The following is a 21,445-nucleotide window of genomic DNA, read 5'->3' as shown; positions in this document are numbered from 1 at the left end:
TGGTTAGATCCCAGCTGATGGAGGATTCCTAGATGAAAATGCATAGAAAAATACTTATCCTGAACATGGTGATCAGCGCCTTCGTGCTAACGGCCTGTTCAGATGTTTTCCCTTCTGCGTCGTCCGTTGGAAATACAACACAAAAAGAGGAAGCTCAAGGAGAGGCGGAGCAAGTTAATGCGGCCAAACCAACATTAACATATTGGGCTGAGCTTAACGGCAACGCTGCAAGTGTAAAGCCGAACACGCAGGATATTCCTTTCTTTCAGGAATGGCAAAAAAGAACAGGCGTCCGGATCAAATTCATCCAGCCGCCAGCCAATCAGGCCAAAGAAGCGATGAATGTGCTTCTGGCGTCCGGGGATTTGCCGGACATGATGGAATATGAATGGGACAGCCATCCCGGCGGCCCGGAAAAGGCGATTAGTGATGGATATATAGTGAGATTGAACGAGCTCATAGATAAACATGCGCCCAACCTTAAGAAATATTTAGCCGAGCATCCGGATGTAGACAAGCAGGTCAAAACCGACAATGGCAGCTATTATGTTTTCCCATTCATTCGAGGAGATGAACTGCTGCGCACGTTTCAAGGTCCGATTATTCGCAAGGATTGGCTCGACGAGCTGGGCTTAGAGACGCCGACGACCATCGATGAGTGGTATACGGTGTTGAAGGCTTTTAAAGAAAAGAAAGGCGTCGAAGCTCCCCTAACATTTCTAGGTGTTCCGAATCCGTTATTCGGCATTGAAGGCGGCGCTTTCGTTGGTGCTTTTGGGGTCAAGAAAGGTTTCTACCTGGATCAAGGTCAAGTGAAATTTGGTGCCATGGAGCAAGGGTACAAACAATTTCTCGCAACGTTCCATAAATGGTATGCAGAGGGGCTGCTGGATATAAATATAGCCACTGTGGATACCAAAACGATGGACTCGAATATGATTAGCGGACGAAGCGGCGCAACAGTCTGGAATGCCGGTGCAGGGATTGGCAAGTGGCAGCCTATCGTGCAAGAGAAGGAACAAGGCGTCATGTTCGCCGCAGCGCCGTACCCGGTTTTGAACAAAGGCGACAAGCCGGAATTCGGACAGCGCAGTTATGCGTATGTTGGAACAGGCGGAGTAGCGATTTCGAGTAAAAGCAAACACGCCGAAGAGGCCGCGAAGCTGCTCGATTACGGATACAGCGAGGAAGGACACATGCTGTTCAACTTCGGTATCGAAGGAACCAGCTACACCATGAAAGACGATTATCCGACGTACTCTGATTTTGTTTTGCGCAATGGGGATAAACTAGCTCCGTCCCAAGCATTAGCGATGTATACGCGGGCAAGTTATTTTGGGCCCTTTGTTCAAGATATCCGCTATATGGAGCAATACTATACCTTGCCTCAGCAGAGGACAGCTATTCTGGATTGGGCGAATACGAATGTTGATCAGCATATGATGCCGCAAATTCCGAAAACGGAGCTGGAAAGTGCGGAGCTTTCCTCCATTATGAATGATGTCACAACGTTGGTTGATGAGATGTCTTTGAAGATTATACTTGGGGTAGAGTCTGTGGAAGCTTTTGATAGTTATGTGAGTAAAATTAAATCGTCCAAAATAGATCGTGCGATACAGATCCAAAAGCTAGTTATTGACCGATATGAACACCGATAAGCAAGAATTCGGGTTAACGCTTACCCTTCCTGTTATTTTTTTAAATACAGATAGGCAAACGATTCGGAAAGCCATATAATTAGGAAGGACAATCACAGTTATTCAGGAGGAAGGGAACCATGTCATTAATCGGAGAAGAACGCAAAGACTATATACTAAACCTGCTTAACCTTGAAGGTAAAGTAAAAACGACAGACTTGGTTGATAATTTGAATGTTTCTTCCGAAACGATTCGCAGATATCTGGAAGAATTGGAAGAAGAAAATAAGTTGAAGCGGGTATATGGCGGTGCCGTCAAAATCAATATTTCCCGTGAGGAACCTTCCCACCTAAAGAGAGAAGTTTTGCATGCGGAAGAAAAACGAATCATTGGTCGTTCAGCGGCTACATTAGTAGAAGATAATGAGGTCATTTTCATCGATGATGGCTCCACGACGCTGCACATTATTGATTATTTGCTAAATAAGAAGAATTTGACAGTACTTACGAATTCCGTTCCTGCTCTTTACTTGCTTATCGATTATAAGAACAAGGAACTGCTCTCTGGCGATATCTTCTTTATCGGAGGGAAAGTAAGCTCATTACAGTCTCGTGTCGTTGGTTCGATGGCTGAGAAAATGATCGAGAACTTTTATGTGGATAAAGCCTTTATTTCGATTGACGGCATTATGTTAGGCAAAGGGATTACGTCGTTCGATGAAGAACGAGGGCAATTTGCGAGGAAACTAATTGACCAATCGAAGATTAGTGTTGTAGTAACCGATAGTTCGAAATTTGGACAAGTCCAATTTTATAAAATTGCGGATTTCAACAAGATCGATATTATCGTTAGCAATGTGGACGCTCCGAAAGAGTGGAAGGAACAGTTAACACAAAAAGATATTACTTGGATTCAAGCGGAATAGAAGTGAACCCATCAGGTGAAAAAGGAGAGGCTGTCCCGAAAGTCATGAAATGACCGAGGGAGCGCCTTTTTTTTGAACCTTTGGGAGCGCCTCTTGGGAATAACAGGAAATACTACCGCTAATTCGCCCAATAAACCAGCTATGGCATGTATAAATGGAAATTCTCCTGTTAATGGGGACGAGTGGGCTTCGAAACAGGGTTAAAGGGGATAATTAACGGGAATTATTCCAGTTGTTAGGTAATTTTTGGTAGATTAGCTCGAAATAAAGGGAGTTTCTCCCGCTATTCGATTCGGCTCCAGCATAAGAGGCTGTCCCAAGTCATTTAATGACCGAGGGCGCCTCTTTTTGCTTTTTCATCAATCACCCAGATATCGGTAATTTTTCGACTTTTTTATGAAAATACTCCACTCTCAATTGAAGCGTTTACAGCTAAGATGAAGACAGTAAACGATATTGAGGTGAACAACTGAAATGCTACATCCACTGGTGCAAATGGAAGGTATTGATAAATATTTCCCCGGCGTACAGGCGTTATCTAACTGCCAATTTGAATTACTCCCTGGTGAGGTCCATGCCTTGGTTGGTGAGAATGGCGCAGGCAAGTCGACGATGATGAAGATTCTAACGGGGATCTACCAGAAAGACGGCGGAAGCCTCCTGCTGAAGGGTAAGGAGGTTCAGATTCCTGATACCAAAACAGCTCAACTGCTAGGGATCAGCATCATTCATCAAGAGCTCAATTTAATACCCGATCTGACCATTGCTCAAAACATGTTCATTGGCCGTGAGCCGCGAAAAAAACTGCGATTTTTAGTGGACGAAAAGAAAATGAATGACGACACAAGTGCGCTTCTCGAGCAGCTTAACCTGAGTATGGATCCACGAATGAAAATATCGGAGCTTAGCGTCGCCAAACAACAAATGATTGAGATCGCCAAGGCTTTGTCCTTTAATTCTGAGGTGCTCATCATGGATGAACCAACTGCGGCACTGACGGAAACGGAGATCAATGAATTATTCCGGATGATTGAGAAGCTGCGGCATAACGGTGTGGGAATTGTATATATTTCCCATCGCATGGAAGAGTTGAGAAGAATTAGCGACCGGATAACGGTCATGCGAGATGGCCGTTATATCACGACGGTGAAGACGCAAGGTACGTCAATGGATACGATTATTTCGCTGATGGTTGGACGGGAAATCGTTGTTGAGAAACGGCCGAGCTTGCCAGCTGGATCGAAGAGAGCCGTCCTGCAGGTTAGCAATCTGAGCAGAGGGAGTGCCTTCAAGGATATTAATTTTACCGTGCATGCTGGTGAAATCGTGGGCGTTGCCGGTTTGATGGGAGCAGGCCGAACGGAGATGGCGCGAGCTATCTTTGGGGCAGACCGGATGGATGCGGGCGAAGTTTATGTGGACGGAAAGCTAGTGAACATTCGCGGAACCCATGATGCGGTGAAACACGGAATTGGTTATCTTTCCGAAGATCGTAAGCGATATGGGCTTGTTGTGGACATGGAGCTTGGTGCGAACATTGCACTGCCATCCTTGAAGAAATTCCGGAATCGCTTCGGATGGATGAAAGATGGGCGGATTGAACAAGTATCGGGCCAATATGTGGAGTCTTTGAAAATAAAGACGCCAAGTGTTCAGCAGAAAGCTAAGTTCCTGTCAGGGGGCAATCAGCAAAAGGTCGTTATCGGGAAATGGCTGCATCGTGATTGCCAGATTCTCATCTTCGATGAACCGACAAGAGGGATCGATGTGGGGGCCAAATCGGAGATTTATGCCCTGCTCGAAGATTTAGCCAAGCAGGGCAAGGCTATTCTGATGATTTCCTCCGAGCTGCCCGAAATTCTACGTTTAAGCCATCGTGTTCTGGTGATGTGCGAAGGCAGGATAACAGGTGAACTTCCGGGGGAGCTAGCCAACCAAGAAGAGATTATGAAATTAGCGACCAGCCGCCATTAAGAAAGGATGAACATCCATGCAATTAAGCAGTTTGAAGTCATCTAGGCCAATCATTCGAAAGACAGCAGCAACCCAGAAGTTGTTAGCGTTCGCCAGCTTAGCGCTATTAGTTGTTATTTTCTCGGTATCTTCCAGCAATTTCTTGCAATTCACGAATATCGTCGGGATTCTCTTATCAACCGCTGTGATCGGTGTCCTGGCATTAGGTTCAACGTTTGTTATTATTGCTGGCGGTATCGATCTCAGCGTTGGCACAGTCATGACCTTCTCTGCTGTGATGACCGGTGTATTCATTACCAACTGGCATTTGCCCATTCCTATTGGGATTCTGGCAGGGATTATAACAGGCATCCTCTGTGGATTGTTCAGCGGATTTGCTGTAGCCAAGATGAATATTCCTCCGTTTATTGCCACGCTGGCTGTCATGATGATGACCAAAGGCTTGTCACTCGTGATTTCGCATGCGAAACCGATTTATTTCAATGAAACGCCTGCCTTTCGTGAAATCGTGATGGGGACAGCGCTGGAGAAGGTGATTCCGGGCTTTGCCGTTCCGAATGCCATCCTGATCTTCTTCGGGCTTGCCATTATTTCAAGTCTGGTGCTGACGAAGACGGTTATTGGACGCTATAACTTTGCTTTAGGCAGCAATGAGGAAGCGACGCGATTATCCGGTGTAAACATCCGTTTCTGGAAAATTTCAATCTATGTATTAACTGGTTTATTTAGCGGGATTGCGGGCGTCATGATCGCTTCGAGATTAGACTCCGCGCAGCCGGCGCTTGGCATGGGGTATGAATTGGAAGCCATCGCGGCAGTTGTCATCGGGGGCACTTCGTTAAGCGGAGGCCAGGGATCTATTTTGGGAACCGTAATTGGCGCCTTAATTATGAGTGTGATGACCAATGGACTAAGGATTTTGTCCGTGCCTCAAGAATGGCAGACGGTCATCGTTGGGATTGTGGTTTTACTTGCGGTGTATGCAGACATTTTGCGTCGGCGCAAAGCCGGTTAACAACTGGTATTCCTTCTTTGTAAGAATTCATATACCAAATTGATGGAAAAGGGAGACGACAAAATGAAAAACAAAATGAGAAAAATGGTCATGACTACCGCTGTATTAACGCTTTCGGCAGCTCTTCTGGCTGCTTGCGGATCCAACTCAACAACCAGTACAACAACGTCAGCATCGGCTAAACCAGCTTCTTCCAATGGTTCAAAGGCTTACATTCCTGTCATTTCCAAAGGTTTTCAGCACCAGTTCTGGCAAGCGGTGAAGCAAGGAGCAGAGAAGGCTGCCAAAGAATATGATGTGAACATTACGTTCGAAGGCCCGGAAACCGAAGCGCAAGTTGATAAACAGATTGAAATGCTGCAAGCTGCCTTGGATAAAAAGCCTACAGCCATTGCTTTCGCAGCGCTGGACAGCAAAGCATCCGTCTCGCTCCTGCAGAAAGCGAAATCGGCGAATATCCCGGTTATCGGCTTCGATTCCGGCGTAGACAGTGATATTCCCGTTACGACAGCTGCAACGGATAACAAGAAAGCCGCCGCGCTCGCCGCTGACAAAATGGCGGAGAAGATTGGCGATGCCGGCGAAGTGGCGCTGGTTGTGCATGACCAGACGAGCCGCACCGGTGTTGATCGCCGAGATGGCTTCGTCGATCAGATGAAAGCCAAGCATCCATATATCAAAATCGTAGATATTCAATATGGCGGAGGCGACCAATTGAAATCAACCGATTTGGCCAAAGCGATCATTCAAGGGCACCCGAATTTGAAAGGTATTTTCGGAGCTAATGAAGGCTCGGCGATTGGTGTCGTTAACGCGGTCACAGAGCTCAAAAACGATAAGCTTGTCATTATCGGCTACGACTCGGGCAAAGCGCAAATTGACGCCATTAAGAGTGGTAAAATGGCTGGAGCCATTACCCAAGATCCGATCGGAATCGGGTATTGGTCCGTCAAAGCAGCGGTCATGGCGAGTAAAGGCGAAAAAGTAGAGAAGACGATCGATACAGGCTTCCATTGGTATGATAAAACGAATATCGATTCCGCTGAAATTAAGGCATTGCTGTATAACTAAGTTGAGACGAGGTTGCTCCTATGCGGGCAACCTCTTTCTCGAAAAGAAATTCCTCCTCTCAAACAGGAAATGAAAGCGCTATTCTCGAATATAGTTGAAGTTCAGTGAGAATTTGTTAAACCTGAGGTGGTACGGTGTATACCCTAATCATTGTTGATGACGAAGAAGCTGTACGGGAGAGTATTCGTGAGAAAATAGATTGGGAAACTTATGGTTTTGAGTTAATTGGTTCATACGGGGATGGGAGAGAGGCGCTGGATTCTCTAGAAATCCGTCTGCCTGACGTTATTATTACGGATATCTCGATGCCCCATATGGATGGGCTGGCTCTTGCCGCTGCGATTGCTGATCGTTACCGGGATATTACCGTCATCATCATGACGGGATTCGGAGAGTTCGAATATGCCAAACAAGCTGTGAAGCTGAAGGTTTATGAGTATGTGATGAAACCTGTCAGTCAGCACGAATTTACAGGTATTTTACAACATTTGAGAGATGAACTGGATGAGAAACGGATAAGGAACGAAGATGTGTACAGGCTGCAAAGCCAGCTAAATATGAGCTTGCCTTTATTGCGAGAGCAGTTTTTGGAACGCATGGTAACCAGTGAAGTGAAGAAAGAGGAGATTCTGAATAAATTTGCTCTGTTTCAATTGTCGCTTCCTGGGCCGTACTATATGGCGGCAACGTTAGACGTGGAAGAGTTTATGTATCCATTAGCTGCAAAAATAAGCTCGGAGACCGAATTGCTGCGGTTTGCCGTGTATAATATTGTTCACGAAATTTTTGAATTGGAACAAGGGGGTATCGTCTTTCGAACGAGAGATGAGCGAATCGGCATTATTTTTGCCGGGGAAATGCCCTATCTGATTCTAGCCGTCCAGAAGTATGCGGAGCAAGCCGTGCAGTGCATAGAAAAGTATGTGAGAGTTCGCGTTTCGATCGGGATTGGCAGACCTTATGAAGCGATGGAGGAGTTGTCCAAATCGTATGCCGAGGCGGTGTCGGCGCTCGATTATCGATTTATGGTTGGCAAAAATAAGATTATTTCGATTGAAGATATCGTGCATGGCAAGGGTCAGCTGCAGGTCCATCATGCGGAGTGGGAACGTAAGCTGATCGCAGCGCTGAAGACGGGGAATAAAGAGCTTTTCGCCAGACTGCTGAGTGACTGGATGCATGAACTGCGCGCTTCGCAATCCTCGGTAGATCGCTGCTACATTTATGTGCAAAGGTTTCTTGTCTCCATCATTCAATTGTTTGAGGATTCCGGCCATGACGCCCTGGAGGCTGCAGATATTCTGGGGCAAGTTCGAGCTTATCAAACACTAGATGAAGTAAAGGTATGGTTGGAGTCGCTATGTTTGCAGCTGTTTGAACAGGTAATGGTGAAAATGGCGCAGGATGTAGACTCATTGTTAATCCGATCTGAAGTGTATATTCTAGAAAACTATCACAATGAGAACTTGTCGCTGAATGATGTAGCCCAACACGTATACATGAGTATGAATTATTTCAGTGGGCTGTTCAAACAAAAGAAAGGGCAGTCGTTCATTGAATATGTCACATGGATACGTCTTGCCAAGGCCAAAGAGCTGTTAACTTCGACGAATTTGAAAGCTTATGAAATTGCCGCGATGATCGGGTATAGCGACCCGCAATATTTCAGCGTGATTTTCAAGCGGCATCATGGGATGACGCCCAAAGAATATAGAGCAGCAAGTAGAGAGGGGATCTCTCTTGAATAAGAGGCGTTTTTTCCGATTTAAAAGCATACACACGAGCATAGCCGTCGCTTTCTCTTGTCTGATCATAGGTACTACGCTTATTCTGAGTTACAACACATATCGCCAGTCCTCGGACTCCGTTACCGAAAACTCCGTGCAGTATACGAATGAACTGATCAATCAGGTCGGAACGACCATTGAGACTTACATCGATAATATGAAAAGTATATCCTCCCTTCTCTATAACAATGGGCAAATCAGACAGTATTTAACGATGGCGGATCCACAGTCAGATGTAGGATTAAGCTTAGTAAACGCTATCGAAAGCTCTCTGCACGTCATCGTTCAATCCAGAAATGATATTAGTGCAATTCTCTTTATAGGCTCCAATGGAGCTGTGATATCGGACAGGGAGCAGGGTGCTCTGAAGAGCTACCCGGAGCTAATTGCACAGGATTGGTATACGAAAGCGAAAAATGATGCCATCTATATCTCCTCTTCGGAGGTTGAACATGTCTATCGAAATGAATATCCCTGGGTCATCTCCATGAGCCAGCAATTTCGGGGGAACGACCGATTAGACAAAACTGGCGTATTGCTGATTGATTTGAATTACACGATCATTAATGACCTCTGCAGCCATATTCGACTTGGCAAGAGAGGCTATGTGTTTATTGTTAATTCCGAAGGTGACCTCGTATATCATCCTCAGCAGCAAATCATTCATACGAATTTGAAAAGTGAGCCCATTGAGGCGATTCTAGCCTCGGAAGACGGACAACTATCTTTGAAAGAGAATCAGCATGAGAAAATCTTATCAATCCGAACGACGAATTTCGGTTGGAAAATTGTCGGTGTCACGTATCCTGAAGAGCTTGTTGCCAATAAGAAAAAGATGCAGCTGTCTACGGTTCTGTGGGGCAGCATTTGTTTGATCATTGCTCTGGGCATCTCAATCGTGCTTTCTTTTACACTCAGCAGACCGATTAAGAAGCTGGAAGCGAATATGAAACAGGTTGAGCAGGGTAATTTCGACATCCGGGCTGATATCACGCAAGCCGATGAGATTGGGAAATTAGCGAGAACGTTCAATGTCATGATTATTAAAATAAAAGACCTCATGAAGCAAATTGTTCATGAAGAAGCGCTGCTTCGGACAAGCGAAATCAAAGCGCTGCAATCCCAAATCAATCCGCATTTCTTGTATAACACGCTGGAATCTATCATTTGGATGGCGGAAACGAACAAAATGAGGGAAGTCGTGAAGATGACCATGGCTCTTTCCAAAATGCTGCGGTACAGCATCGGCAAAGGGGAACAAGAGGTTTCCGTCTCTATGGAAATGGAGCACTTGGCTAACTATCTTACGGTTCAATCGATGCGCTATACGAATAAATTTAAGTATGAGATTGAGGTTGAACCCGAGCTTCGAGGCTGCCGCATTCTAAGAATTGTGCTTCAACCGCTCGTGGAAAATGCGATTTACCACGGCATTAGGCGCATGGAAGAACAAGGGCATATCCGTATTCAAGGCCGATTGGTTGAGGGAGTTATTCAAATTACAGTAAGCGATAACGGTTTAGGTATGGATAAAGCCAAGCTGCAAGGCTTGCTGGGGCCTTCCGTCGATCAGGGGCTCGGCGTTTGGAATGTGCATCATCGTATTCAGCTGTTTTATGGTACTGCGTATGGCTTGTCTTTCGAGAGTGAACCTGAAGAAGGGACGACGGTCACCTTGCGGATTCCTTGCTCGGAGTTGGAGGTGAAAGACGCATGAAGCGCTGGTTATTCTTAATTGTCATCGCGTGCTTGTCGATTGTTGTTTATGTGTACGGCTTAAAAGCAGCAGGTAAAAATAATCAGCCCATCGTTTTTGTACCCAAGACGATCGATAAGCAAATTGAGTTCTGGCAGGTCGTCGAGCAAGGCGTCAATGCCGCTGCTGCAGAGATGGGGAGTGCGGTGAAAGTAGTCGGCACAGAGACTGAACAAGATGTCGAGGGTCAAATTCGGCTGTTGCGCGAAGCAATGGCGATGAAGCCGAAAGCAATCGTCTTGTCGGCTCTAGATTACGAGCGAACAGTACCTATTGCACAGGAAATTGTAAAAGCTGGCATTCCCTTAATTACCGTGGACTCTGGTCTCAAAGGAGGCATTTCTAAGTCCTTTATCGCCACGGATAATGTGGAAGCGGGGAAAAAGGCCGGTGAAGCACTGATCCAGACACTGCCGAATCGCGGGCAAGTAGCAATTATCAATTTCATTAAAGGGTCATCTACATCCATTGAAAGAGAAAATGGGCTTCGTGCTGCCATTCAAAGAGACACGGGCTTTCAAATTCTTACTACCTATTATAGCGAGGGGTCTACGGTAAAAGCATACGACATTACGATGCAGCTCCTGAAGGATTATCCGGATTTGCAGGGGATTGTCGGGTTAAATGAGCCTTCAACTCTTGGCGCGGCAAAAGCGCTTCACGACTCGAAGAAGCCGGGGGAAGTCAAGTTGATTGGCTTCGACAGCTCCATGGAAGAAATTGGCTTCCTGGAAGAGGAAATCATTCAGGCCATGGTAGTCCAAAAGCCGTTCAATATGGGCTATGTGGCGCTAAAGACAGCGGTTCAGCTGAGTAATGGGCAGAAGGTGGAGGGGATGATCGATACGGGTTCGGAGGTTATCTGGAAAACGAACATGTTTACCAAACCGAATCAGAAGCTGCTGTTTCCAATCCTGGATAAGCGTCCTTAGCGGATGCATTCAGGATTTTTTTTATTTCCTTGCGAAAAATGGCATATACCGTCGAAAATCCACCTAAGAGAACGGAGGTGCACGACGTAATTCGACACCAAATTATTCCAAAAAAACTTATTGCAATTTCCAGTAATACGCTGTACGATACAGTTATTAGTTAAGCGCTTACATTTCCAGTAACCAAGGTTAAAACGGTTTAATAACGATCCATAGCAGACGTTTAATTCCTCTTGAAAGAGGGGGTTACCCTAGTGTTATGAACGATGTTAAACCGGTTTAACCGGTTATTTGTTGTTCTCTTTGACGCAAATTGAAGAAAGCGCTTTCCCTCGTGCTCAGCCTATTTAAACCGGTTTAAGCTTGAATCTATCTAGGGGGTGGAGGGGTACCAATTTCCAGTTCGTGATGAGGAAGATTGAAGTGCCAGATGAATGATGGAGGGGATAGGGTTGAAAACAAACCGCCTATTTTTGGGCATGATGTTGATGGTTGTGGCTATTGTTTTTGCTGCCTGTGAGAGTGAAAGTGAAGTTAGTCCAAAGGCGAGCTCATCTGTTAAAGAGGCAACGACGGCTTCTGCTGCTCCAGCTCCAGTAAAGACAGATGGATTCAAAGAAGCTCCAATGCTAACTAAGCTTGTAAGCGCAGGTACGCTAAAGGCAGTTGCTGAACGGATGCCTGCGAAGGAAGATATCATGGTGGAAACCGTAACCGAGGAGATTGGCAAATACGGCGGAGATTGGAAGATGCCATGGACTGGACCAAATGACCGCTGGGCTGTAGGTCAGCCTACCGAGGAAGCTCTGTTCCGTTTCAAAAAAGACGGAAGCACAGTTGAACCTAATGTGGCCAAAAGCTATGAAGTGAACAAAAATTCCACCGAATTCACGATTCATTTAAGAAAAGGCATGAAATGGTCAGACGGAGTGCCGTTTACGGCCGATGATGTTCTCTTTTACTGGGAGCACATGCTCACCAAAGAAACGTTCGGTAAAAAAATATATGACGCCTATTATTCCGTTGACCCTGTTACAGGCGAGAAGGCTCTGGCGACCGTTACTAAGGTTGATGACTATACGTTTAAGGTTGTACATAAGTATCCAAGCGTACAGTTTCTAGAACGCGTTGCGATAGATAACAAATGGTTCTTCGCACCAGCCCATTTCCAAAAAACGATACTTCCTGAGTTTGTCGGCCAAGAGAAAGCACTTGAGATTGCGAAACAATGGGGCTTTGAAGACGTCAAAACGTTCTTAGTCGCAACAGGCTACTACTATTGGGTGAATCCGCAAATTCCAACCTTGCGAGCTTGGGTGGCAAAAAATGACCCGAACAGCGATCAGTTTATTATGGAACGCAATCCTTATTACTGGAAAACAGACAAAGAGGGAAATCAGCTTCCTTATATGGATCGCATCGTTGCTACCAAAGTACAGGATCCAGCACAACGTATTCTTGGAACGCTGGCTGGCGATTATAACCTGCTTGATTTCGATTTCAAAGATTTCACAGTTCTCAAGGAAAATGAGAAAAAAGCAGGATTCCGTGTGATGCCTTGGACGACACCCAACTGGTCAAGTGCTGGCCTGCAGTTGAACCAGACGATTGCCGATCCGAATTTGCGCAAGCTGTTTCAGGATATTCGATTTAGAGAGGCCTTGTCCGTTGCCGTCGATCGAAAGGAAATTTCGGAAATCGTTACGAATGGCTTAGGCGCTCCTCAGCAGGCATCCGTTCCTGAAGGGTTGGTAGGCTATCAAGCAGGCTGGGCAGATCAATGGAGTAAGTTCGATGTGAATCGGGCTAACCAGCTGCTGGATGAGATCGGTTTGACCAAACGCGACAAGAATAATTTCCGGCTGCATGCAGACGGTTCTGATCTGACGATTACGATCATTGAAGGTAGTACGAATACAGCAAGTTTCCTGGAACTTGTCAAAAAGTATTATGAAGCAGTAGGCATTAAAGTAGACCTTAAAGTAGTAGATCAAGGAACACATCAGGAACTCAAATATGCGAATAAAATTCCCGCGACGACAGAAAATATTTCACTGGTGAACGTAGCTTTCCGTCCTGATACGCTTGTTCCTCTGAGGGTGCTTACGCCTTGGTATGGACATTATGGATTGTACTCGTCTTCCAACGGCAAAGAAGGTGTCAAACCAGAAGGTGATGTAGCTTTAATTCTCGACTACTGGAATAAAGTTAAAGCGTCTACAAGTAAAGAAGAGATCGAGAAGTGGAGCAACGAGATTGTGAAGCTGCATCAGAAAAATCAATGGATTATCGGCTACGCTGGTCCTACACCACGACTTGTGGTCGCTTCCAATAAAATGGGCAACGTACCAAAAGAATTAGTCTATTCGGATGAATTCCGCAGCTTGGGGCATGGCCATCCCGCGCAATTTTTTATCAAACCTTAAATGAGCTTTGAGCGGCATAGGGGGATTCCAATTCCCCCTGTATCGTTCAGCGGCATTCTTGCAGGATACGGAGAGGATAGGGTAGAGATGCTCCACTATATTTTAAAAAGAATTGTTTTGGTGATACCGGTTATTTTCTTCATCTCCATGATTGTCTTCTACATTATTCAGCTGCCACCAGGTGATTACGTGTCAACTTATGCCGCTAAAATGTCAGTTGCTGGCGATGTCATGTCAGAAGCCGATATCGCTGCAATGCGAGCAAGCTTGAAATTGGATCAGCCTTGGTTCATTCAGTATGTAGCTTGGATGAGCAATATGATAACGAACTTCGACTTCGGATATTCCTTTAGCTATAACAAACCGGTTACGACGGTTATCTCGCAATATATGGGATTAACGATTATCGTCTCATTGGTAACTATGGCATTCACATACGCAGTGGCGGTTCCGATCGGTATTTACTGCGCTGTAAAGCAATATTCGATTGGTGACTATATTTTTTCGGCTGTCGGCTTTCTTGGCATGGCAACGCCGCATTTTTTGATGGCAATTATATTAATGTACTTGTCCTATGTCTACTTTGGTGATCCCTTGTTAGGTCTTTTTTCAAGTGAATTCGTTAATGCCGGTTGGTCGTTTGATAAGGTCATGGATTTGCTCAAGCATATGATCATTCCTGTTATCGTAATTGGTTTGGCGAATACGGCCGAGTTGATTCGAGTTATGAGAGGTCAAATGCTGGATGAATTGAATAAGCCAAATGTGGTTACTGCAAGAGCAAAGGGCTTATCGGAAACGAAAATATTAGTTAAGTACCCGACACGTGCAGCAATGAATCCGATCGTGAGCACAATAGGCTGGTCGCTAACATCCATTTTCACAGGTTCCACCATTACAGCAATTGTTCTCAATCTTCCCATCCAAGGGCCTGTTATGTATAACGCGCTCTTAGCGCAGGATATGTATTTGGCGGGTACATGGCTATTGTTTATGGCTGTTCTGACGGTTCTGGGTACATTGATTTCAGATATTTTATTGGCATGGCTCGATCCAAAAATTCGCACTGAGTTCAGAGGTATGTGACCATGAAAACAATACCAATCGTCGGAAGACAGAAAATAGCGCCAATCAAAGATGCCCCCAAAGGCGATCTTTCCCACAGTTCGCAATGGCGACTGATGTATCGTCGTTTAAAAAAGCATAAGTTGGCCCGCATTTCCTTAACTATTCTCGCGTGTTTTTATGTGGCGGCCCTATTTGCACAGTTTATTGCACCTTATGGCTTGCAGAGCTATGACAGTAAATATGTCAATGCGCCTCCTGTGAAAGTAAGCTTCAAAGATGCAGACGGCCAGTTTCATCTGAGACCGTTCGTGAATGAGCTGAAGTCAGGGCGGGACCCTGTGACACTTCGAAAAATATTTGTACAAGACGAGAACGTTCGTCATGCGGTTCGCTTTTTTGTGAAAGGTGAAACCTATAAGTTTTTAGGACTATTTTCAACGAATATCCATCTATTTGGTGTTGATGCTCCGGGACGCATATTTTTGTTCGGAACCGACGGTATGGGCAGAGATTTATTATCCCGTGTTTTCTTAGGAAGTCAAATTTCATTAAGTATCCCCCTTATTGGCGTGTCAATTAGCTTTGTTTTAGGTTTGTTTATCGGAGGGGTGTCCGGTTATTTCGGAGGTTGGCTGGACTCGGTTATTCAGCGGAGTATTGAAATCATTCGTTCCTTCCCGACGCTGCCATTATGGATGGCATTGTCAGCTGCCATACCGGCGAGGGTTCCAATCGTCACCATGTATTTGTACATTGTCATCATTTTCGCCTTTATTGGTTGGACGGAATTAGCCAGGGTTGCAAGAGGGAAGTTTATCTCTTTGAAAAATGAGGAGTACGTGTTGGCGGCCAAAATTGCCGGCGTCAGTGATGCGAAAATTATTATTAGACATCTGTTGCCTGGATTTATCTCCTATTTGGTTGTAGCAACGACTTTAGCTATTCCCGGTATGATTCTTGGAGAAACAGCCATGAGTTTCCTAGGCCTCGGAATTCGCTCGCCTGCCACGAGCTGGGGGGTTCTGCTGCAGGAAGCGCAGCAAATTGAGAATGTTGCTTTGTATCCATGGAAATTGATTCCTTTGGGCTTTGTTATCGTGACTGTGTTAACTTTTAACTTTCTTGGTGATGGTTTGCGCGATGCTGCTGACCCCTACAAGAAGTAACCCATTCTAGTCTAAAGCGAGGGGATCCTATGACATCGCAAGCCTCTGTTTCACAATCTGAACGCCCCCTTCTGTCTGTCCAAGATCTCAAGATTCGCATTCAAATGGATAATGGAGAAATGAAGGCTGTTGATGGCGTTGACTTTGATATAAAAAAGGGAAAGACGCTGGGCCTTGTTGGTGAGTCTGGCTGTGGGAAAAGTCTGACCAGCAGAGCGATTATTAGCATTAATCCCAAAGAGTGCGAAACCACCGGGAAGATCGTATATCACTCCGAGTCGGAGAAAGCTTTACATCAGTTGGATTTGTTGTCGTTACCTACACGGAGTAAACAAATACGTTCCATTCGTGGCCGGAAAATTGCCATGATCTTTCAAGAGCCGATGACGGCATTTTCACCGATGTACACCATCGGGAACCAGATCATGGAAGCTATTTTAATCCACCGAACCAAGAACAAAAAAGAGGCTAAAAAAATTGCGCTGGATATGCTTAGCAAGGTCGGGATTTCTGATCAAGAGAAACGGTTTGACCAGTTTCCACATGAGTTCTCCGGGGGGATGCGCCAGCGGGCGATGATTTCAATGGCCTTGTCCTGCAATCCAGAATTGCTCATTGCTGACGAGCCTACTACAGCGCTGGATGTAACGATTCAAGCGCAAGTGTTGGAGCTTATGAAGGAACTTCAACGTGAATTTGGCATGGCGATCCTGCTGGTCACGCATGACCTGGGGATTATTGCAGAAATGTGTGATGAAGTTGCTGTTATGTACTTGGGGAAAATCGTCGAACAATCAACCGTGAAAGAAATTTTCAATAATCCTAAACATCCTTATACCAAAGGGCTGCTTAAATCCATGCCCAAGTTATCTGGGAACAGGCATGCAAGATTGGAATCCATCGAAGGCACTGTGCCAATGGCCATGAATATGCCGCCGATGTGCGGTTTCTACGAGCGCTGTTCAGATCGCATCGATGGTGTATGCAATACGCAAGCTGTTCCGAAAACGCATATCTCCGATAACCACATGGTGAGATGTTTTCTCTACAAGGCTGAGGGCGAAGGAGAATAAGCATGTCTAAACCAATTTTGAAAGTACATCAGTTGAACAAGGATTTTCAGGTGAAATCCAAGAATAAGCTGTTTAGTAAGCCTTCCCACATCCGTGTGCTGAATAACGTTTCCTTTGAACTCTTGGAAGGGGAGACGTTAAGTATTGTCGGAGAGTCAGGCTGCGGTAAAACGACATTAGGCCGATGCATTGTGAGAGGGATGGATGCAACATCCGGGGAAGTTCTCTATCATCCAGAGGGAGAAGAGCAAGTAGACTTTTTGGGATTACGGGGAAAAGCTTTTAAGAAATATCGCAAAGATATTCAAATGATTTTTCAGGATCCTTTTTCATCGCTAAGCCCTAGAATGAGCGTGTATGACATTATTTCCGAGCCGCTTTTGGCCAACTTCAAGCTGTCCAAATCGCAATTGGATGAGAAAGTGAGCTTAATTGCAGAGAAAACGGGCTTAAATGTCAGTTATCTCAAACGTTATCCTCATGCGTTCTCTGGCGGACAAAGACAGCGAATAGCGATTGCGAGATCGCTCATTTCCCAACCCAGACTGATCGTTTGCGATGAAGCCGTGTCGGCGCTTGATGTCTCGATTAAAGCTCAAATTATTAATTTGCTGAAGGATTTGCAAGAGCAGCTTCAGATCACCTATATTTTCATTTCGCATGATTTATCTATAGTACAGAACATTTCCGATCGGGTCGCCGTCATGCACTTGGGTAAAATCGTAGAGCTGGCGCCTGTTGATTCGTTATTTACCCATCCGATGCACCCTTACACCGAAGCGCTTCTGTCAGCTGTACCAGAGCCAGATCCGAATACACAAAAGGATCGCATTATTCTGGAAGGAGAAGTTCCTAATCCGGCTAATCCTCCGAGTGGCTGCCATTTTCACCCGAGATGCCGATACAAAACAGACAAATGTGTGCATCAAGAACCTGATTTGCAAGCTATAGGCAATGATAATACCCATTTTGCTGCGTGTCACTACGCGAATCAACTAAACCTGAGAGGTGTAACTCATGAGTCATGATACGACGAATAATTCGGCACAAAAGAAACTAATTGTTTTTCTGGACTGCGGCGACACCATTATTGATGAGGGTACTGAAATTAGGGATGATCATGATATTGTTATTCAAGCTAATGTGATTCCAGGAGCTGATGTCATGGTGAAGACGTTGGCTGAACGGGGGTATACACTAGCGATTGTAGCTGACGGCAATGCCCAGTCTTTCAAAAATATTTTGACGCAAAATGGTCTGTATGATTATTTTACGACGATGGTATATTCGGAGACGGTCAAAGCCTCCAAGCCAAGTCCGCGGATGTTTAAAGCAGCAATTGGCGCTTTAGATCTCAGCGAACAGGACTGCTACCGGATCGTCATGGTCGGGAACAACCTGAGCAGGGATGTCAAAGGGGCCAACCAAATGGGGATTACGAGCGTCTTCTTGAGCTGGACGCCACGGTATCCGAAGCTGCATGCAGACGAAAGTGAAATCCCCCAATATACAATCAGCCATCCGCTGGAGTTAATTGAATTAGTGGAGCAGCTCAATGAAAAATTAGCCTAAATGGATGGGTTTTCTGAAGGGATGTTTATAAAGATATGGCTAAAATAGATGACGTTGCCAAATTAGCAAATGTGTCGAAGGGAACTGTTTCCAATGTTTTTAGCCAAAAGAGACCCACAAGTAAGGAAGTGAAAGAAAGAGTATTGCGTGTTTCCAAACAACTGAATTATGTGCCGAATCATATCGCACGCAGCTTGGTGACGAAGAAGACGATGGCGATCGGGTTAACAATCCCGCATGGCAGCTTCTTTTTTAGCGCCTTTCATACGCAATTCATCAATGGGGTCATTCTTGAAGCCTCCTATTATGGATACCGGGTGCTGCTGGATATGATTCCTTTGCAAAAGGTTCAAACTCCTTTCTTGTCCAGTTACCCGATCGATGGTGCCGTTGTCATGCGTCCAACAACAAATGATGAGCGAATTCATCTGATGGATTCAGAAAATATTCCATTCGTTACGGTAGGCAAAGTCATGAATCCAACGGTTCTTAATGCTTATAGTGTTGATAATGACAACCAAGCAGTAAGTTATCATATATGTAAATATTTGATTGACAAAGGTCATCGCAACATTATGTTTTTAAATGCTAACGAGTTAATGACGGTATCTATCGATCGAAAAGAGGGCTTCATTAAAGCTATGGAAGATCATCATCTTCCAGTCGAAGAGCACATGATACACCATAAGCCTGATCTAAGCTCAAATGTATACATGGATTACGGGTATGTGGAAACGATGGCCACTTTAGGGGAACTTAAAAAAGGGGTAACCGCCATCATTGCAGATGATGACCGCACGGCATTCAGCGCTCTTAATGCAATGAAAGACCTTAATCTCAAAGTCCCTGAAGATGTATCGGTATTCGTTATATGCGGTGATTTATCCATGATGATTCAATCGAATCCGTCGCTAACCAGCATGGATTTGCAGCCGTCGGAATTAGGTGCACAATCCGTCAGGCTGTTAATGAAACAACTAGGCGTACTATCAACAGACGTGCAGAGAAATGTCATCATTCAAAGTAAAATCATTGAAAGAAATTCTTGTTCCACGCCGAGGGAAGCGGGGGATGATAGGACAAGGTATCCGACATTTCATGGCGCTGGGCACAATGAGGTTATCCCTCCAATAGTGGAGATAAAAAAGTGAATCAAGTGAGGCTGCCCCGAAAGTCATTCAATGACCAAGGGACAGCCTTTTTCTCGATCTTTTTGGAGCGCCTGCTTTAGATTAACGGGAATTACTACCGCTAAATCGATGAATAACACGGCTACAGGCATGAATACATGGAATTTCTCCAGTTAATGTGGGAGATAGGAGTTGGAAACAGGGTTGAAGGAGTGAAATAACTGGGCTTTTTCCAGTTAATAGCTTTATTTCGGGGTGATCTCCTTGAAATAAAGGGAGTTTTTCCCGTTATTCGATTTGTTTCCATAAAAAGGGCGTCCCAAGTCATCCAATGACCGAGGGAGCGCCTTTTTTTGAGCCTGTTTGGACAGCCCGCTTTTATTTGTTATATAGGGAAGCTCTTAGTAATTTGTAACTTTCGACAGTTTTGTGTGAGATTAATGTTATATTTCATGACATAAATGAGTTAATGTTCTTGTTTTTTGTGCATATAGGCATATTCCGTAAATAAATAGCTCTCATGTTACCTATAGTGACATTAAAGTTGTTGACACAATCGAAGTGAAAAGCTTATAATTTCATTATAAAAACAACCAAAAACAATTAAAATCAATTAAAATCAATTAAATTAAGTTGTTTTTATCTTTGTTAATGAAGGAATACGATGTGGGGGGGATCCTTGATCGATAGTCGATCAGCGAAAACAACGTTTGCACCCAGAGTTTACAAAATTAAAGTAGAGAGAAGCGTGCGTAATATCGGAAGGAACAGATTATAACCAGGAGAGGAATCGGAACAATGAAAAAATTAACTAGAAGTTTAGTCGTTGCGGTTACATTGGTTACCTTATTATCGGCATGCGGCAAATCTGCAAGTATTAATGAGTCGGCACCTGGAGCAGCCGCAAGTCCTGCTGGAATAGGCAATATCGATGCAACCAGTAAGGAATTGACGGTGTATACAGCACTGGAAGATGATGCGATCAAGAGCTATCTAGCTAGTTACAAAAAGAAATATCCTGATATTAAACTTAACATTGTCCGAGATTCGACGGGAGTAATCACGGCTAAACTGCTGGCCGAGAAAGACAATCCACAAGCAGATATTGTGTGGGGATTAGCAGCAACAAGCTTGCTCGTGCTCGACCAAAGCAATCAGTTAGAACCATATGCTCCGCAAGGGGTAGATCGTATACTTCCAGAGTTTAAAGATAAAAATGTACCGGCGCATTGGGTTGGCATCGATGCTTGGGAAACAGCTTTCATCGTTAACAAAAAGGAGATGGATAAGCGTAAATTGCCAATTCCTGAATCGTATGCGGATTTAATTAAACCAGAATATAAAGGGCTTATCACGATGCCTAACCCGTCGTCCTCAGGAACAGGTTTCCTGACCGTATCTGGATTAGTCCAATTGGAAGGCAAGGACAAAGCCTGGGACTATATGAACAAACTGCATGAGAATGTGGCCATGTATGTTCACTCCGGTTCGAAACCCGCTAAATTGGCTGGTACAGGCGAATATCCAATCGGCATTTCTTTTGGATACCGAGGCTTGCAGGAGAAGAAGAACGGTTCTCCGGTGGAGGTTGTGTTCCCGAAAGAAGGCTCAGGGTGGGATGTTGAAGCCAATGCGCTTATTAAGAAGCAAAAGATTAAACAAGTGTCCCAGCAGTTCCTCGACTGGGCCATTACGGATGAAGCTATGAAAGAATACAACAAAAACTACGCCATCTTGGCTATCAAAACCGACAGTTCAGTGCTTCCTGAAGGTTACAAAGTGGACCCGATCAAACAATTAGTCAAAAATGACTTAAACGAAATTGCCAAGAATCGGGCAAGTATTTTGGCTGAATGGGATAAACGATATAACACGAAGAGCGAGCCCAAATAATCAAGTAGTTTCTTAAACG

General features: G+C 44.8%; 16 protein-coding genes. All 16 read left to right on the top strand.

The window, feature by feature from the left end:
- Window positions 1-32 precede the first annotated feature (32 nt).
- The 16 genes from GQF01_RS08595 (at window position 33) to GQF01_RS08520 (ending at window position 21,426) form a co-directional block, all read left to right on the top strand.
- Complete coding sequence (locus GQF01_RS08595) at window positions 33-1,658, top strand: extracellular solute-binding protein (protein ID WP_161406357.1); 1,626 nt, start codon at window positions 33-35, stop codon at window positions 1,656-1,658.
- 119 nt (window positions 1,659-1,777) lie between these two features.
- Complete coding sequence (locus GQF01_RS08590; protein ID WP_161406356.1) at window positions 1,778-2,563, top strand: DeoR/GlpR family DNA-binding transcription regulator; 786 nt, start codon at window positions 1,778-1,780, stop codon at window positions 2,561-2,563.
- Between the two features lie 474 nt (window positions 2,564-3,037).
- Complete coding sequence (locus tag GQF01_RS08585; RefSeq protein WP_161406355.1) at window positions 3,038-4,537, top strand: sugar ABC transporter ATP-binding protein; 1,500 nt, start codon at window positions 3,038-3,040, stop codon at window positions 4,535-4,537.
- A gap of 16 nt (window positions 4,538-4,553) precedes the next feature.
- Window positions 4,554-5,552 carry an ABC transporter permease gene (locus GQF01_RS08580; RefSeq protein ID WP_161406354.1) on the top strand — a complete coding sequence of 333 codons (999 nt, stop codon included), beginning with the start codon at window positions 4,554-4,556 and terminating at the stop codon, window positions 5,550-5,552.
- A gap of 63 nt (window positions 5,553-5,615) precedes the next feature.
- Window positions 5,616-6,623: an ABC transporter substrate-binding protein gene (locus GQF01_RS08575; protein WP_235959106.1), complete on the top strand. Its 1,008-nt coding sequence runs from the start codon at window positions 5,616-5,618 to the stop codon at window positions 6,621-6,623.
- 134 nt (window positions 6,624-6,757) lie between these two features.
- Window positions 6,758-8,371 carry a response regulator gene (locus GQF01_RS08570; RefSeq protein ID WP_161406353.1) on the top strand — a complete coding sequence of 538 codons (1,614 nt, stop codon included), beginning with the start codon at window positions 6,758-6,760 and terminating at the stop codon, window positions 8,369-8,371.
- Window positions 8,364-10,127, top strand: coding sequence for a sensor histidine kinase (locus GQF01_RS08565; RefSeq protein ID WP_161406352.1), 1,764 nt, complete (start codon window positions 8,364-8,366; stop codon window positions 10,125-10,127). Before GQF01_RS08570 ends, GQF01_RS08565 begins: the two co-directional genes overlap by 8 nt.
- Complete coding sequence (locus GQF01_RS08560; protein WP_161406351.1) at window positions 10,124-11,098, top strand: substrate-binding domain-containing protein; 975 nt, start codon at window positions 10,124-10,126, stop codon at window positions 11,096-11,098. Before GQF01_RS08565 ends, GQF01_RS08560 begins: the two co-directional genes overlap by 4 nt.
- 452 nt (window positions 11,099-11,550) lie before the next feature.
- On the top strand, window positions 11,551-13,524 hold the full coding sequence (locus tag GQF01_RS08555; RefSeq protein WP_235959103.1) for an ABC transporter substrate-binding protein: 1,974 nt from the start codon (window positions 11,551-11,553) through the stop codon (window positions 13,522-13,524).
- A gap of 87 nt (window positions 13,525-13,611) precedes the next feature.
- The gene (locus tag GQF01_RS08550; protein ID WP_161406481.1) at window positions 13,612-14,610 is read left to right on the top strand and encodes an ABC transporter permease; all 999 of its coding nucleotides are present in this window, start codon (window positions 13,612-13,614) and stop codon (window positions 14,608-14,610) included.
- A gap of 2 nt (window positions 14,611-14,612) precedes the next feature.
- Window positions 14,613-15,758 (top strand): ABC transporter permease, encoded by a 1,146-nt coding sequence (locus tag GQF01_RS08545; RefSeq protein ID WP_161406350.1) that lies wholly within the window; start codon window positions 14,613-14,615, stop codon window positions 15,756-15,758.
- A gap of 29 nt (window positions 15,759-15,787) precedes the next feature.
- Window positions 15,788-16,831, top strand: coding sequence for an ABC transporter ATP-binding protein (locus GQF01_RS08540; protein ID WP_161406349.1), 1,044 nt, complete (start codon window positions 15,788-15,790; stop codon window positions 16,829-16,831).
- Between the two features lie 2 nt (window positions 16,832-16,833).
- Entirely contained in the window at window positions 16,834-17,859 is a 1,026-nt protein-coding gene (locus GQF01_RS08535) for an ABC transporter ATP-binding protein (RefSeq protein ID WP_161406348.1), read from the top strand.
- On the top strand, window positions 17,849-18,403 hold the full coding sequence (locus GQF01_RS08530) for an HAD family hydrolase (protein ID WP_161406347.1): 555 nt from the start codon (window positions 17,849-17,851) through the stop codon (window positions 18,401-18,403). Before GQF01_RS08535 ends, GQF01_RS08530 begins: the two co-directional genes overlap by 11 nt.
- Window positions 18,404-18,438: 35 nt before the next feature.
- Complete coding sequence (locus GQF01_RS08525; protein ID WP_161406346.1) at window positions 18,439-19,554, top strand: LacI family DNA-binding transcriptional regulator; 1,116 nt, start codon at window positions 18,439-18,441, stop codon at window positions 19,552-19,554.
- A 777-nt stretch (window positions 19,555-20,331) separates the two neighbouring features.
- Window positions 20,332-21,426, top strand: coding sequence for a putative 2-aminoethylphosphonate ABC transporter substrate-binding protein (locus tag GQF01_RS08520; RefSeq protein ID WP_161406345.1), 1,095 nt, complete (start codon window positions 20,332-20,334; stop codon window positions 21,424-21,426).
- The last annotated feature ends 19 nt before the right edge of the window (window positions 21,427-21,445 follow it).

It is taken from the genome of Paenibacillus silvestris (assembly GCF_009882985.1).
Taxonomy (GTDB): Bacteria; Bacillota; Bacilli; order Paenibacillales; family NBRC-103111; genus Paenibacillus_E; species Paenibacillus_E silvestris.
Note: the sequence above shows the minus strand (reverse complement) of the source record. Positions and strands in the feature narration are given on the sequence as shown.

Excerpts from the sequence above, each read along its gene's own strand:
- GQF01_RS08525 (WP_161406346.1), top strand. The coding sequence starts at position 18,439 with ATGGCTAAAATAGATGACGTTGCCAAATTAGCAAATGTGTCGAAGGGA.
- GQF01_RS08535 (WP_161406348.1), top strand. The coding sequence starts at position 16,834 with ATGTCTAAACCAATTTTGAAAGTACATCAGTTGAACAAGGATTTTCAG.
- GQF01_RS08580 (WP_161406354.1), top strand. The coding sequence starts at position 4,554 with ATGCAATTAAGCAGTTTGAAGTCATCTAGGCCAATCATTCGAAAGACA.
- GQF01_RS08590 (WP_161406356.1), top strand. The coding sequence starts at position 1,778 with ATGTCATTAATCGGAGAAGAACGCAAAGACTATATACTAAACCTGCTT.
- GQF01_RS08520 (WP_161406345.1), top strand. The coding sequence starts at position 20,332 with ATGAAAAAATTAACTAGAAGTTTAGTCGTTGCGGTTACATTGGTTACC.
- GQF01_RS08530 (WP_161406347.1), top strand. The coding sequence starts at position 17,849 with ATGAGTCATGATACGACGAATAATTCGGCACAAAAGAAACTAATTGTT.
- GQF01_RS08550 (WP_161406481.1), top strand. The coding sequence starts at position 13,612 with ATGCTCCACTATATTTTAAAAAGAATTGTTTTGGTGATACCGGTTATT.
- GQF01_RS08585 (WP_161406355.1), top strand. The coding sequence starts at position 3,038 with ATGCTACATCCACTGGTGCAAATGGAAGGTATTGATAAATATTTCCCC.
- GQF01_RS08560 (WP_161406351.1), top strand. The coding sequence starts at position 10,124 with ATGAAGCGCTGGTTATTCTTAATTGTCATCGCGTGCTTGTCGATTGTT.
- GQF01_RS08575 (WP_235959106.1), top strand. The coding sequence starts at position 5,616 with ATGAAAAACAAAATGAGAAAAATGGTCATGACTACCGCTGTATTAACG.
- GQF01_RS08545 (WP_161406350.1), top strand. The coding sequence starts at position 14,613 with ATGAAAACAATACCAATCGTCGGAAGACAGAAAATAGCGCCAATCAAA.
- GQF01_RS08540 (WP_161406349.1), top strand. The coding sequence starts at position 15,788 with ATGACATCGCAAGCCTCTGTTTCACAATCTGAACGCCCCCTTCTGTCT.
- GQF01_RS08595 (WP_161406357.1), top strand. The coding sequence starts at position 33 with ATGAAAATGCATAGAAAAATACTTATCCTGAACATGGTGATCAGCGCC.